Origin of the sequence: Nocardia sp. NPDC051463, from assembly GCF_040681975.1 — a bacterium.
GTDB lineage: Bacteria > Actinomycetota > Actinomycetes > Mycobacteriales > Mycobacteriaceae > Nocardia.
Map to the genome: position 1 here is coordinate 18380 of NZ_JBFBAB010000003.1, position 13086 is coordinate 31465.

The 13086-nt window shown below is 64.8% G+C and carries 16 protein-coding genes; 9 read left to right on the forward strand and 7 right to left on the reverse strand.

Features of this window, described 5'->3' with window-relative positions; translation table 11 throughout:
* Nucleotides 1–58 precede the first annotated feature (58 nt).
* A complete protein-coding gene (locus AB0M74_RS07370) occupies nt 59–634 on the forward strand; it encodes a TetR/AcrR family transcriptional regulator (RefSeq protein ID WP_364902784.1) in 576 nt (191 codons plus the stop codon).
* Nucleotides 635–914: 280 nt separating this feature from the next.
* Nucleotides 915–2480, forward strand: coding sequence for an APC family permease (locus tag AB0M74_RS07375; RefSeq protein WP_364902787.1), 1566 nt, complete (start codon nt 915–917; stop codon nt 2478–2480).
* Nucleotides 2481–2523: 43 nt separating this feature from the next.
* Here AB0M74_RS07375 and AB0M74_RS07380 read toward each other — a convergent pair whose 3' ends face one another.
* Genes AB0M74_RS07380 through AB0M74_RS07390 form a run of 3 tightly spaced genes read right to left on the reverse strand, consistent with a single transcriptional unit; the run spans nt 2524 to nt 4057 of the window.
* Nucleotides 2524–2928: an arsenate reductase ArsC gene (locus AB0M74_RS07380; RefSeq protein ID WP_364902789.1), complete on the reverse strand. Its 405-nt coding sequence runs from the start codon at nt 2926–2928 to the stop codon at nt 2524–2526.
* A 17-nt stretch (nt 2929–2945) separates the two neighbouring features.
* On the reverse strand, nt 2946–3689 hold the full coding sequence (locus AB0M74_RS07385; protein WP_364902792.1) for an MIP/aquaporin family protein: 744 nt from the start codon (nt 3687–3689) through the stop codon (nt 2946–2948).
* Nucleotides 3686–4057, reverse strand: coding sequence for a metalloregulator ArsR/SmtB family transcription factor (locus AB0M74_RS07390; RefSeq protein WP_364902793.1), 372 nt, complete (start codon nt 4055–4057; stop codon nt 3686–3688). The genes AB0M74_RS07385 and AB0M74_RS07390 overlap by 4 nt, the downstream gene beginning before the upstream one ends.
* 115 nt (nt 4058–4172) lie before the next feature.
* Here AB0M74_RS07390 and AB0M74_RS07395 point away from each other — a divergent pair, with 115 nt between their 5' ends.
* From AB0M74_RS07395 to AB0M74_RS07410, 4 genes are all read left to right on the forward strand, one after another.
* On the forward strand, nt 4173–4514 hold the full coding sequence (locus AB0M74_RS07395) for a hypothetical protein (RefSeq protein WP_364902795.1): 342 nt from the start codon (nt 4173–4175) through the stop codon (nt 4512–4514).
* 330 nt (nt 4515–4844) lie between these two features.
* Nucleotides 4845–5321, forward strand: a complete 477-nt coding sequence (locus AB0M74_RS07400; RefSeq protein WP_364902797.1) for a hypothetical protein — start codon at nt 4845–4847, stop codon at nt 5319–5321.
* Between the two features lie 309 nt (nt 5322–5630).
* Nucleotides 5631–6959: a helix-turn-helix domain-containing protein gene (locus AB0M74_RS07405; RefSeq protein WP_364902799.1), complete on the forward strand. Its 1329-nt coding sequence runs from the start codon at nt 5631–5633 to the stop codon at nt 6957–6959.
* 90 nt (nt 6960–7049) lie between these two features.
* On the forward strand, nt 7050–8006 hold the full coding sequence (locus tag AB0M74_RS07410) for a hypothetical protein (RefSeq protein WP_364902802.1): 957 nt from the start codon (nt 7050–7052) through the stop codon (nt 8004–8006).
* A 106-nt stretch (nt 8007–8112) separates the two neighbouring features.
* Here the strand turns inward: AB0M74_RS07410 and msrA are convergent, their stop codons facing one another.
* From msrA to AB0M74_RS07425, 3 genes are all read right to left on the reverse strand, one after another.
* Nucleotides 8113–8628 carry a peptide-methionine (S)-S-oxide reductase MsrA gene (gene msrA, locus AB0M74_RS07415; protein WP_364902804.1) on the reverse strand — a complete coding sequence of 172 codons (516 nt, stop codon included), beginning with the start codon at nt 8626–8628 and terminating at the stop codon, nt 8113–8115.
* Nucleotides 8625–9080, reverse strand: a complete 456-nt coding sequence (gene msrB / locus AB0M74_RS07420) for a peptide-methionine (R)-S-oxide reductase MsrB (protein WP_364902807.1) — start codon at nt 9078–9080, stop codon at nt 8625–8627. The genes msrA and msrB overlap by 4 nt, the downstream gene beginning before the upstream one ends.
* A 242-nt stretch (nt 9081–9322) precedes the next feature.
* Nucleotides 9323–10342, reverse strand: a complete 1020-nt coding sequence (locus AB0M74_RS07425; RefSeq protein WP_364902810.1) for a crotonase/enoyl-CoA hydratase family protein — start codon at nt 10340–10342, stop codon at nt 9323–9325.
* Between the two features lie 166 nt (nt 10343–10508).
* Between AB0M74_RS07425 and AB0M74_RS07430 the strand changes: the two genes are divergently transcribed.
* Nucleotides 10509–11159 carry a TetR/AcrR family transcriptional regulator gene (locus AB0M74_RS07430; RefSeq protein WP_364902813.1) on the forward strand — a complete coding sequence of 217 codons (651 nt, stop codon included), beginning with the start codon at nt 10509–10511 and terminating at the stop codon, nt 11157–11159.
* Nucleotides 11160–11183: 24 nt separating this feature from the next.
* Here AB0M74_RS07430 and AB0M74_RS07435 read toward each other — a convergent pair whose 3' ends face one another.
* The gene (locus tag AB0M74_RS07435) at nt 11184–12149 is read right to left on the reverse strand and encodes a type II CAAX endopeptidase family protein (protein WP_364902816.1); all 966 of its coding nucleotides are present in this window, start codon (nt 12147–12149) and stop codon (nt 11184–11186) included.
* 167 nt (nt 12150–12316) lie between these two features.
* Between AB0M74_RS07435 and AB0M74_RS07440 the strand changes: the two genes are divergently transcribed.
* Nucleotides 12317–12721, forward strand: coding sequence for a hypothetical protein (locus tag AB0M74_RS07440; protein ID WP_364902819.1), 405 nt, complete (start codon nt 12317–12319; stop codon nt 12719–12721).
* Complete coding sequence (locus AB0M74_RS07445) at nt 12718–13083, forward strand: DUF4345 domain-containing protein (RefSeq protein ID WP_364902821.1); 366 nt, start codon at nt 12718–12720, stop codon at nt 13081–13083. Before AB0M74_RS07440 ends, AB0M74_RS07445 begins: the two co-directional genes overlap by 4 nt.
* Nucleotides 13084–13086: the final 3 nt, after the last annotated feature.

The window sequence follows — 13086 nt, forward strand, 5'->3', positions numbered from 1 at the left end:
CGTTGCGGGACACCATGGCGGCTGCGAATGATGAAGGGCAGGAAGGCAAGTGCCTGGCATGACAAGCCGGCGGGAGGCGATCCTGCGGGCCGCCGCCGCCGCGATCGCCGAGCGCGGAGTGCGTGGTCTGCGCGTGGGTGATGTCGCACAGGTGGCCGGGGTGTCACCCGGGTTGCTCTACTACTACTTCAAAGACCGTGACGGACTGCTGGCCGCCGCGTTGACCTTTATCAACGACCGGTCGCGCAGGTACCGGAAAGCGGCGGGCGACTCCGGGGCACCGCGCGAGCAGCTCATCGGTCAATTGCTGGCGGAGCTCGAGGAGACTCCGGAGATGGTCGAGAACTCGATGGCCTGGAACGAACTACGAGCAAGCGCGGTCTATGAACAGCCCTTGCGTGAGCCGTTGACCCGTACTTCGCGGCAGTGGACCCACGAGATCGCCGATGCGATTCGGGTAGCCCAGGCGGTCGGTGATGTGTCCAGTGCCGTGGACGCACTACAGGTCGGGCTCATCATCACGGCGCTGACCGAGGGCTTGGCCGCGCGGTGGTTAGGGGGAGAGCTTGCCGCAGAGGTGGCCCGCGCGCACCTGCGCGGTGCGGTGGAGACGCTGCTGCCGACGTCTGGGTAGCGCTCAGCTAACAGTCGCGGCGTCAGTGCGTGGTTGTACAGATTGTCGAAGAATGGCCGACCAAGTGTCCAACTCGGCGCGGGTCGTGGGCTGTGTCGCAGCGCACACTGAAGACCACGCAAATTTCAGACAACGCCCGTTGAGCGGGCGGTGAATCGATGACCGGTCCCGCGCTCCGGAACTGCGTCGACGGCGAATTCGCAGCGTTATCCGCTACGGCCGTGACGTTGCTCGGAGTCCGCCAGGTGCCAATGGTCGTGGTTTCCGAAGGAGGAAACGAATGAGCATCGTCAGCGAGCTCCCGCCCGCCGTGCGAACCAGCGAGCGACCGGTCGACAAGGGGCTTGCCGCAGGCACTATCGGCACCTTCTCCGGTGCGGTCCTCGGGATCTCGACGGTCGCGCCCGGCTACACACTGACCGCCAGCATCGGTCTGATCGTCGCGGCGGTCGGATTGAAGATGCCGGCCATTCTCCTCGTCGGCTTCGTCCCGATGTTCTTGACTGCGTACGCCTACCGCGAGCTGAACGCGCGGATGCCCGACTGTGGGGCCTCGTTCACCTGGTCCACCAAGGCCTTCGGGCCCTATGTCGGCTGGATGTGCGGCTGGGGCATGGTGATGGCGACGGTCATCGTGCTCTCCAACCTGGCCGCGATCGCGGTGGAGTTCTTCTATCTGTTCCTCGGGCGGATCTTCGGCAGTCCGGGCATTGCCGAGTTGGCCGACAACAAGGGCATCAATATCGCCACTACGCTGGTGTTCGTCGCGATCGCGACCCTGATCGCCGGTCGCGGCATCACCACCAGCGAGCGGGTGCAGTATGTACTCGTCGGATTCCAGATGATCATTCTGCTGGCCTTCGCGGTCACCGCGCTGGTACACGTGGTCCGCCACGGGTCACCCACGCAGCTGAGTTTCGATCTCGATTGGTTCGACCCGTTCACCGGACTCACGTTGAGCGCGTTCATGATCGGAGTGACCGGCTCCATCTTCGCCTTCTGGGGCTGGGACACCTGCCTGACCCTGGGCGAGGAATCCAAGGACCCGAAGCGAGTACCCGGCCGGGCCGGACTGCTCTGCGTGCTCTCGATCCTGCTGACCTACTTGCTCGTCGCGGTCGCGGTGATGATGTACGCCGGTGTCGGCAATACCGGGCTCGGCCTCGGCAACGAGGAGAATGCCGACAATGTCTTCGGTGCGCTCGCCGACCCGGTACTCGGCTGGGCGGGTCCGCTGCTGCTGCTCGCGATCCTCGCCTCCTCGGCCGCGAGCCTGCAGACAACCTTCCTACCCGCGGCCCGCACGATGCTCGCCATGGGCGCCTACGGCGCGTTCCCGAAGAAGTTCAGCAAGGTGAGCCCGCGCTACCTGGTGCCGACCTTCAGCACCGTCGTCGCCGGTGTGGTGACCGGAGCCTTCTACGCCGTCGTGTGCCTGCTTTCCGAGCGAGCGCTGCTGGATACCGTTGCGGCACTGGGGATCATGATCTGCTGGTATTACGGCATCACGGCCTTCGCCTGCGTGTGGTACTTCCGCAAGGAACTGTTCACCAGTGTCCGAAACGTCGTCTTCAAATTCCTCTTCCCGCTGCTCGGTGGCGCGATGCTGCTGGCGGTGTTCCTGGTGTCGGTCCGCGAAAGCATGGACCCGGACAACGGTAGCGGTGCCTCGATCGGCGGCATCGGACTCGTGTTCTACATGGGCTTCGGCATACTGATACTCGGCGCCGCGCTGATGCTGGTGGCCCGCCGCCGCAACCCCGACTTCTTCCGCCGCGGTATCGATGCCCACACGACTCCGGTAACCGAAGAGCCGGTGCCCGTTCTGATCACGGCGGACGTCTAGGAGCAGGGATCTCGGCGGCGCTGGTCTCGATGGTCCGGTGTTGTCAGTCGATGCCGAGTTCGGTGAGCAGGTTGCGAATTCTTTGTCCGATCTCGTCGCGGATAGACCGGACGGCGTCGAGGTCCCTGCCTGCGGGGTCGTCGAGCTTCCAGTCGCGGTAGGTGACGCCGGGGAAGACTGGGCAGGTGTCACCGCAACCCATGGTGATGACGACTGTGGAGGTTTCGACGGTGTCGGGGATGAGGACTTTCGGAGTCTGATCAGCGATGTCGATACCGATCTCGGCCATCGCGTCGACGGCCGCAGGGTTGATGGTTTCGGCGGGCGCGGTTCCGGCAGATCGGACTTCGACCGCCGTGCCCGCGAGGTGGGTGAGAAATCCGGCGGCCATTTGGGAGCGGCCGGCGTTGTGGACGCATACGAACAAGACGCTGGGTTTGGATGACATTGTCGGACAGCGCCTTTTCAGTCAGCAGTGACGGTGTGCGGGACGACGACATTGTCGGCGGTGGTGGCGTGCGGATACAGGATGGCGATCAGATTGAGCCCGATCAGCGCGCCGAGGACTTGCGCCGCGATGAATCCGAGGGTCGAGGCGGGAGCGATCCCGGCGAAGGTGTCGGAGAACATCCGCCCGAGGGTAACCGCGGGGTTGGCGAAGGATGTGGAGCTGGTAAACCAGTAGGCGGCTCCGATGTAGGCGCCGACCGCAGCTGCGGAATAGGTGGCACGGCCGGTGCGCGCGAGGGCGAAAATGACAGCGATCAGCCCTGCGGTGGCAACTACTTCGCCGACCAGATGCCCGTTGGTGGTGCGGTGATTGGTGGCAATCTGCACCAGTTCTCGAGCGAACATGATGTTCGCGAGCATCGCGCCCGCCACGCTTCCCGCGATCTGCGCGATCGTGTAGGCGGCGACATCGACGCCGGTCAGGCCGGTGCCGTGGCGACGGCCCAGCAGCCAATCCGCGGCCGAGACAGCCGGGTTGAAGTGGGCGCCGGAAACGGGCCCGAAGACCAGGATCAACACCGCGAGCCCGAGGACGGTGGCGGTGGAGTTCTCGAGCAGCTGCAATCCGACATCGTTGGGCGAATGCATACTGGCCGCAATGCCCGAGCCGACGACCACGGTCACCAGCGAAGCAGTCCCGGTGAACTCCGCCAGCAGTCGGCGCTTCAGTGGTGCGGGTGTGAAAGCGAGGTCGGTCATGCGGGAGCTTCGATCCGGTCGGCACCGGTAGTGACCAGGATATCGGAAAGCCGTTGTAGCGCTGCGGGAATCGCCCAGTAATACACCCAGGTGCCGCGCCGCTGACAGTCGATCAACCCGGCTTCGCGCAGCACTTTGAGATGGTGGGAGATAGTGGGCTGCGATAGCTCGAACTGCGGGGTCAGCTCGCAGACGCATACCTCCTCGCCGAGGCGGGAGGCGATCAGCGACAGCAACCGCAGTCGCACCGGGTCGGCCAGTGCTTTGAACGCGCTGGCCAACTCCACGGCCACCTCGTGGTCCAGCGGGCGGGCGAGGGTGCTGTGGCAATCGGTGGAGGCGATCACCGACAGATCCTGTTTAGACATTCATCTATATTGACAGACGTCTATTTGGTGCAGCAACTTATATAGACATTCACCGATATAACCAGGTTGGTTACCTGCGCAGGCCTGTATTCGGGCCGATCGGGGACGTGGTGCCATGGCAGACCAGCAGCGGGACGAACTCCGCGAAGCCGTGCGGGCTCGCTGTGGGCAGGCAGCTGGAACCGTCACCGCGGGCGGGGTGGTCGAGGATTTCCATCGACATCGTGATCTCGAACTGTGTGATCAACCTGTCGGCGATAAACCTGCCGCTTTCGCCGAAATGGCCCGGGCGCTGACCCCGGGCGGGCACATCGGTATCGCCGATGTTGTTGCCGAGGACAAATTGACCCCGCTCGGCGCGCCGAACGCGTCGGCCGGATCGCTGGGGTCGCTGTCGTGCACGGGGTACCGAAACCACCTCGCTGCAGCCGGATTCATCGACTTCGAGATCATCTAGAACCATCAGGGCGCTGATGGCACGCACTCCGCAATCATCACAGCCGTCGAACCGGCCCCGAGACGGTGGCCGAATCCGAAGCTCCGGTCGCCGTGGACTTGTGCTGCGCGCCCGGCTGTTGCTCTCCCGAGGTGGCGCATCGGGTGGAGGGTGCGGCGGGCGGCGTCGCCAAGTCGAGTAGACCACTACTCGATACAAAGTCGCTGCGGCGGTGCGACGCTACTACCCGTATCGGGAGCCTGTCACGTTCGGACCGGGAGGTTTCGATGTGGCCGGAGCACACGCTGTGCGCCTCGAGGAGCATCCATCCATTTATCTTTACTGAAGGCGGTGACCGCAATGGGAGTAGAGTTCGATGCCGGGTCATTTACAAATAGTCCCCCTTTTCCGAGCAAGGTGACCGAGTTCGTCCTCGATAGGACCGTCGATGTCGTCCTCGGACTGCAGGTCGACCAGAACGACGGCGGGTTTGTTCTCGGACTGGTACTTCGTATACCGAATGGCGGACCCGAATGGGTGAAGGGCTCCGCAGTATCTTTTGTTTCGGGTGCGTCGGTGGAGATAAGGTTCGATGCGGTGCCGGCAGGGATCTATTCGATTATGGTCCAATCGCTGATCGGCACTGTCGCCGGTACGTACAGAGCGCGTTGGGAGAACATCCCCGGGGGAGGGCTGCTGGAAGACATACCGGTCAATCTTCCCGCGGAGCCACAATTCGGAGAGTTGGGACCGATTCCCCAGGACCTGCCGGTGGTGCCGGTCGTGGAGATGGTGCCGGTCGGCCCTGGCGAAGAAGACAACCCCTGAGCGTGGCGAAATCGAACGCCTCGCACCCGATCGCGTTCGTCAACGCCGCAGCTCGGATCGTCGGTGCCTGCGATGATGAGTGAGGGCTATTGGATCGCTCACCATGCGGGCAGGCTGGTGCGTACCTGGCCTGCGAGTAGCGGGAACAGGTAGTTGCGTTGGAGGCGGGCGTGCGGCCGGCGACGAAGCAGTTCGGCGATGAGTTCCGGATCGGTGGATGTGCTGCCGCCGTACGTGGCCGCGGCGATATCGGCGGCATACTCCCAGGAAATCGGCCCCTCGGTGCGTGCGGCGATCTAATGTTCAGGTATGGCTGACCGGCGACGGTTCGACGAGGCAGTCGTCAGCGAGCACGCCGCGGCGATCGTGGGGCAACTCCGGTCCCGGCTCGGTGAGGTTACCCGGTCGATTCAGCAGACCCTGGCCGCCGAGATATCGGATTTGCGGGGTGATTCTCAACTCGTCGAATTAATGGGCGCCAGCATCGAAGGAAATATCGATACGATCTTCCGTGCGCTGCGCTACGACATCCCGATCGAGCGGGTCGAACCGCCGACCGCCGCGCTAGAATACGCGCGACGACTGGCTCAGCACGAAGTGCCCGCGAATGCACTGGTACGTGCATATCGGCTCGGTCAACAGGCACTGCTCGACCTGATTCTGGACGAGATCCGAGCCGCTGAATTCGAACCGGCGCTGAGTCTGGATGTCTATGAACGGATGACAACGGTCATCTTCCGTTACATAGACTGGATAACTCAGGAGGTGGTCGGTGTTTACGAGGTCGAGCGCGATCTATGGTCGGAGAACCGCAATAATTTGCGTGCCGTGCGCGTTCGTGAATTGCTCGACAACGGCGATGTCGATCCGGATGCGGTGACCGCCGCAATCTGCTACCCGCTCAGGCGAATTCACCTCGCACTCATTCTTTGGTATGCGGATGACACGAACGCAGGTAGCGAGCTCGTGCGGCTGGAACAATTCCTGCGCGATCTCACCGAATCGATGCCGAATCAAGGAAAGGCGCTGTTCGTCGCCGCCGATCGGGTCAGTGCGTGGGGATGGATTCCGCTCGGCTCCGAGGACGCGCCATCGGTAGACGGCCGGATCCGCCGATTCGTCGCCGACCGTCACGATGCGCCGTGCCTCGCACTCGGCACGGCGTTACCTGGTGTCGATGGCTTCCGCCGCTCGCATCACCAGGCAGGGAACGCGCGCAACGTCGCCATTGCCGCCGGACCGCGGGCACCGCGCGTCACGGCCGCGGGCGACCCGGGGCTCGCCGCCGCCGCCCTGCTCGGCGGCGACCTGGCAGCGGCGCGGGCCTGGGTGCGTGACATTCTCGGACCGCTTGCCACCCATTCCGACAACGATGCGCGATTGCGCGACACTCTGCGCGTCTTCCTGCATCACGGCGCCAGCTATAAGGCCGCCGCCGATGAACTGAACCTGCATTTCAATTCGGTGAAGTACCGCGTGCAGCGCGCCGTCGACCGCCGCGGCCGCCCGATTACCGAGGACCGTCTCGACGTCGAACTCGCTCTGTTGCTCTGCTTTTGGTTCGGTCCGGTCGTATTGTGGCCGGTCGAGGACCGTGAGGCCGTGTCCACCGACGCCAGGTACCGCTCGCAGCCGTAACCGATCGGGACCATCGAGTCCGCTGCTGCCGTCGGTAGATCTCCCGCGAAAACCCCTGTCCGGTACCGGGTCTCGTGCGAGAGTGGTCGCGTGGGTGACGAGCTTCCCAGACTCAGCGCGGTTCTGATCGGAACGGTCGTCATCCTGGCGATCGTCGTTCCGCTGATCCTGCTGACCGGAAACGAATACTTTATCCTCGTGCTGCTACCCGGTATCGGATTGGTCGGAACATTCCAGGGCCTGGTGGAGATCGCGCTCGGTGCGAAACGGCGCGGGGTGATCGCGGCGAGCGGGTGGTTGTTCATTGTGCTCGGTGTGCTCGAGGCCATTGTCGCGGTGGTGAAAGTCCTGCACGAATCGCCCTGGGTGTGGCCCGCGGCCGTCGGTACAGGTCTGATCGCGGCGGCGATCATGGCCAGAGCGGTGGCGACCGAGGTCGGTCGCGCGTGGTTGCAGGGGCCTTTGCTGCGGTTCACGATCCATACCGAACTGGTCAAGCCGAGCACCTCGGAATCCGACGCCGCCCGCGCCCTGTATGCCACGCTCCCCACCGCCAGGGAGCTGATCGGGGTACGGGTGCCTCCGTTCGTCCTCGACTACCATCAAATACTCGACGATGTCGCGGAATTCCAGCTGCAAACGGCCAGAAAGCTCGGCGCCGCAGGTGAACTCGCACAGGCTGTGACGCACAGTGCCGAATCCGCGGCGCTACGCCGGCGCATCACCGGAACCGTTCTCGGTCGCCCCTACCTCGGCCAGTTCGCCGATTCGCTCACCCTCGAAACCTACTTCCTCGACCTTTCCGGCCGAACCGACGCCGCCGTTGCCGTCGCTACCGAGCAGATCGCCCTGGACCGGCGCCTCCTGGCCGCCCTCCGCGACAGCGCCACCGAAGCCAGGGCCTCCATGACCAACGTTCTCCTCGACGCCATGACCCGCCAGGCAGAACGTTTGGAGGACCTGGGCCGGAACCCTGAAGCCGAGCAGCTCAGGACAGCGGCGCGAGCTCTCGGGCCGACCAACCCGGTCGACCGAGATCTCCGCTGAACAGGTCACCGTCCACCACGGCGACGCTGTTCGGCAGACGAATCCGGCCGCCCCGCGTTCGAATGATGACCCAGCGGCTTCGTCTGGGGCGGCACGGCGTGCCTGCCTACTGCGTGGTGGCCTGCCGCTTCGGCAGCTTCCAGCCCGGTCGTGGGAAGTGGCAGGTGTAGCCGTCGGGGTAGCGCAGTAGGTAGTCCTGGTGCTCGGGCTCGGCCTCCCAGAACTCGCTTGCCGGGGTCACCTCGCTCACGACCTTGCCCGGCCACAGGCCCGAGGCGTCGACATCGGCGATGGTGTCCAGCGCCACACGGTGCTGATCGTCGTCGAGATAGAAGATCGCCGAACGGTAGCTGGTGCCGATGTCGTTGCCCTGACGGTCCTTCGTCGACGGATCGTGGATCTGGAAGAAGAACTCCAACAGCGCCCGGTAGTCCGTCCGCGTCGGGTCGTAGACGATCTCTACCGCCTCCGCGTGGCCCGGGTGATTGCGATAGGTGGGGTGGTCATTGCGTCCACCGGTGTAGCCGACCCGCGTCGACACCACCCCTGGCTGCTTGCGGATCAAATCCTCCATGCCCCAGAAGCATCCGCCTGCCAGAATCGCCTTCTGCGTGTCGGTCACGCCTGCTCCTTCGTGAAGAGAGTTCGGTACTTCCCATAACCTGCCGCCTCGAGGTCGTCGAGGTGGATAAACCGAAGCGCCGCCGAGTTGATGCAGTACCGCAGGCCGCCCGCCGCGGGCGGCCCGTCGGTGAATACATGCCCGAGATGGCTGTCGCCGTGCGCCGAACGCGCCTCGGTGCGGATCATCAGATGACTGAAGTCCCGCTTCTCGACCACATTCGCGGCGTCGATCGGCTTGGTGAAACTCGGCCACCCCGAGCCACTGTCGTATTTGTCGACCGAGGCGAACAACGGCTCACCGGACACCACATCCACATAGATACCCGGTTCGTGATTGTCCCAGTACTCGCCCGTGAACGCCCGCTCCGTCCCGTTCTCCTGCGTGACGTGATACTGCTCCGGCGACAGCGCGGTGACCGCGGCGGGGTTCCTGTTGTATTCCGATGCCACATGACCTCCTCATATCGACGCCTCGTACAACCTTGGCCGCGGTCGGGAAAGTCCCACTCAGCGGCGGCGTCACACTTCGGGTCACTCATGGCCGCATAGTCTCGATGTTTCTCGATCCTTTATTCATCCGCACGACGGCCTTGGTACCCGGGCGCGCACGGATCGGTGTGGCATCCAACTCCCGGTCGGCGTTACGGCATGGGCCGGTGAACGCTGTCGTTCGCGGTCCGTCGCGCAGGTGGTCAGCGGTCGAATTGGGCGCGCTTGTGGTCACCGTAGGGCTCGTCGCGTTCACGGACAGCCTCGCGGAAACCGACAGTGGCCGAACGCAGTTGGAAGGCGTATCCCTCGCGCGTGTGGCGGGAGATGCCGTCGAAGACGGTGCTGATCATGGCGGAGTTGGCGACGCCCTGGGACTGCAGTGCCGAGTTGAGGGCGAGTTTGGCCATCATCAGTTGATTCACCGGCATGCGGGCGATCCGCTCGACGAGGGCTTCGGTGCGTGCGTCGAGCTCGTCGGCGGGCCACGATTCGACCGCGAGACCCCATTCCTCGGCCTGTTTGCCGCTGAGACAGTCGCCGGTGAAGAGCAGTCGTTTGGCGCGCTGGTCGCCGAGCCGGTGTGCCCACATGCCCGCGGCGGGGATGCCCCAGACTCGGGTGGGTGGGTAGCCGATCTTGGTGTCGTCGGCGCAGATTATCTGGTCGGCGTACAGCGCGATATCGGTGCCGCCCGCGATGGCGAAGCCGTGGAGTTTGGCGACGGTGGGTTTGTTGGCGTGCATGAGGCTGGCGAAGCCGCGATTGAACCGGCTCATCATCGCGTAGTCGATCATCGGATCCCAGGTGCCCCAGGGGTTGTGGTTGACCGCCTGCACCACCGGGTCGGCAACGGTGCCCGTGGTGTCGACCGCGGCGTCGGCACCGCTGAAGCCTTGTTCGGCGAACATGTCCAGGTCGTAGCCGCCGCAGAAACCCTTGCCACGCCCCGACACCACGATCACGTGCACCCGAGGATCCAGATCGGCGCGCTCGACCGCGTGCGCCAGATCGATCGGGGTGTCGGGTGTGATGGTGTTGCCCTTCTGTGGGCGGTTGAAGGTGATTCGTGCGATGCGCCCGTCGCGCTCGTAGGTGAGCGTCCGGTATTCGCGGTCGCCGCCGGGATCGGGCCGATTCTGCCAGGGTGAATCGGGCACCTCCGTCCAGTTCTCATACCACGCTGCCGGGCGCTGCCCGGAATGAGTGTTGTTGTCGGTCAAGGTTTTTCCCTTCGCTGGGGACGGAAGTGCGGCGGGTGCCGCTGCGTCCGGGTCGGCGTGAGGAAGCCGGGCGTTCGTATGGAGCTTGACCGATTGCGACATTGACAGTCAATAGTGACTGTGAAATTCTCGGGCCTCGATGGCCGAACACAGCGGAGGGCCGGCATTGACCACACGCGACGCACAGAAGCGAGCCACCCGGGCCCGCATCCTCGAGGTGGCAACCCGGCTATTGGTCGAGCGTGGCTACTCGGCCCTGACCACGGTCGGTGTCCAGCACGCGGCGGGTCTCAGCCGCGGCGCGCTCCTGCACCACTTCCCAACCATCCAGGAGCTGTCAAAGGCACTCATCGCCAATCTGGTCGAGCTGAACGAACAGGCGGCGCGCGCCGCTGCCGCACGGCTCGGGGATTCCGCCGACCCGGTGCAACGCGCGTTGACGGCGCTGCACGAGACGATGACCCGACCGCCGGCGCAAGCGGAGTTCGAGTTGTGGGCGGCCGCGCGCACCGACCCCGACCTAGCGGTGGTGCTGCTCGCGGCCGAGCGCGCGGCGGGCCGCGATCTGTTCCGCGTTGTCGATGACCTGTTCGGCCCGCTGATCACCGCACACCCGCGGTATCCGGTCGTCCGCGACCTCACCATCACGATGCTGCGCGGCACAGCGATCGCCAGGGTGCTGCACACCTCCGACACCTCGGTTGAAACGACGCTGCGTCATTGGGCTGACGCCATCCGCATGCTGCTGGCCGCCGACACCGCACCCGCGGCGGCGGATGGCGCGGACCGTTCGGGCGGGATCGGCGGGATGCGCTAGATCGGTCCTTGCCCGACCATCGGTCTACATCAGGAGCAACGGAACGGTGTTGATGATGGTGTGCGCCGTCACCAACGCCCACACATTGCGATATCGAGCCCAGAGGTACCCGGCGAACAGCGCGTAGGTGCCTTGGAATGCCACGATGGCGCCCACCGTGAGCGGCAGTCCGCTCAATGCGGCCGAACTCTGACCGTGTGTCGGGAGGTGCAGCCAGGCAAACAGCAACGCGGCGAGCACGATTGCCGGCCAGCGGCCGAGCAGCGCTTCCAGCCGGGTCTGCAGCATGACGCGGTAGAACACTTCTTCGCAGATATTGGCGGTCAACAAGGTCACCGTGGCGCCGATGACCAGCACCACCGGATCCGGATAATCCGCCGCACTCGGGAGCGGACCGGCGAACGGCCCGACCGAACTGAGGTAGCCGAAGACCAGTAGTGCGGGAATCGGTGCGAGCCAGCGCCACCCGTGGCGCGGCCACCACACGTACTGGTCCCGGTGTGGCGCCGATGTGTCACGCGCCGAGCGGAATGCTCGGAATGCGAGCCAGGGCAAGATCACAAAGAATATCGGCTTGCCGAGCGCCCAGAGGGTTTGGACGATGTCACTCGAGGTCCCCGCGACGACAAGTGCGAACAACACCATCGGGATCAGCGCCGCCACCCAGACGGTCACCGCGGTCTCTCTGACCAGCACCCGCCGGTCTCCGACGACCTCGGGCGCGAGCACGGTCGCGCGCGGCGGCACGAGTCGCACCAGCAGCAGCCCCGCGGCCACCGGCAACAACGCGCCCGCCAGCGGCAGCTGATCATCGGAATCCGTGGACGGGACGATCGAGTCGTGACCGCTGACGAGCAGGCCGACCACGGCGCCGACGAACACCGCCAGCCCGGCCGCGAGTACCAGTCCACCTCTGTTTTGCGCTACTCGGCGCAGCGCGGACAAACCAGCCGCTGCGGTATCGGCATTCCGAACGTCGAGGCTGGGCAATGGAGCGGTCTCCTTCGAGGCACTGGATCGGTTGCGATCCAGCCTCGGCGATACCGACTCCGGGCCACAACCTCCTAAAGAAGGACCCCCTTCCGCCGCGACACGTTTCTGGAAGCGGAAGGTGCCGTGCGCCCGTCATGATCGCAGCGATGGAAATCGGAGGAGATATGAGATTGCGACGGTGCGGATCGGGGCTGCTCGTAGCAGCCGGATTGCTCAACGTGGTGCCGATGCTCGGCGCGATATCGCCGCACTGGGACCGCTCGGCGTATGGCATCGATGCGGTGAGCGGCGATGTCGAGGTGCTGCTGCGGCATCGGGGGTTGCTGTTCGGGATAGTCGGTGTCGGATTGGTCGTTGCCGTCTATCTGCCGCATCTGCGCAACGCCGCGATGACGGCGAATGCGACGAGTTTCATCATTCTGGTGTTGGCCCAGCCTTCAGGAAACTCGTCGCTCGACCGGATCGCGTGGTTCGATGTCGCGGGATTGATCGCGCTCGCCATCGGGTTCGCATTCGTGACGCGCGAGGCTTCCGATCCCGTATCGATCCGGGTGGCGGTGTCGCGATGAGGACCGCAGCCATCGTTGTCATCGGTGTGATGTTCTGTGCCATGGGCGGTTTCGCGCTGATTGCTCCGGCTGCGCTGGGCCGGCCGTTCGGCATCCGAGTCGAGACGCCGACGAGCCGTTCCGAAATCCGAGCCGTGTACGGCGGATTCGGCATCGCGGTGGCGGCCATGCTGTGGTGGGCGGCCACAGGCGGCACCGACCGTCACGCCGGAATCGTGACCGCGGTCGGAATTGCGTTGGCCGGCATGGCCTGCGGCAGGCTGCTGTCGCGGATACTGGACACCGCGACACCGTTCTATCCGATCTGGTTCTATTTCTGCGTCGAAGCGGTCGGTGCGGGATTGTTGATCGCGATCGCATGAGGC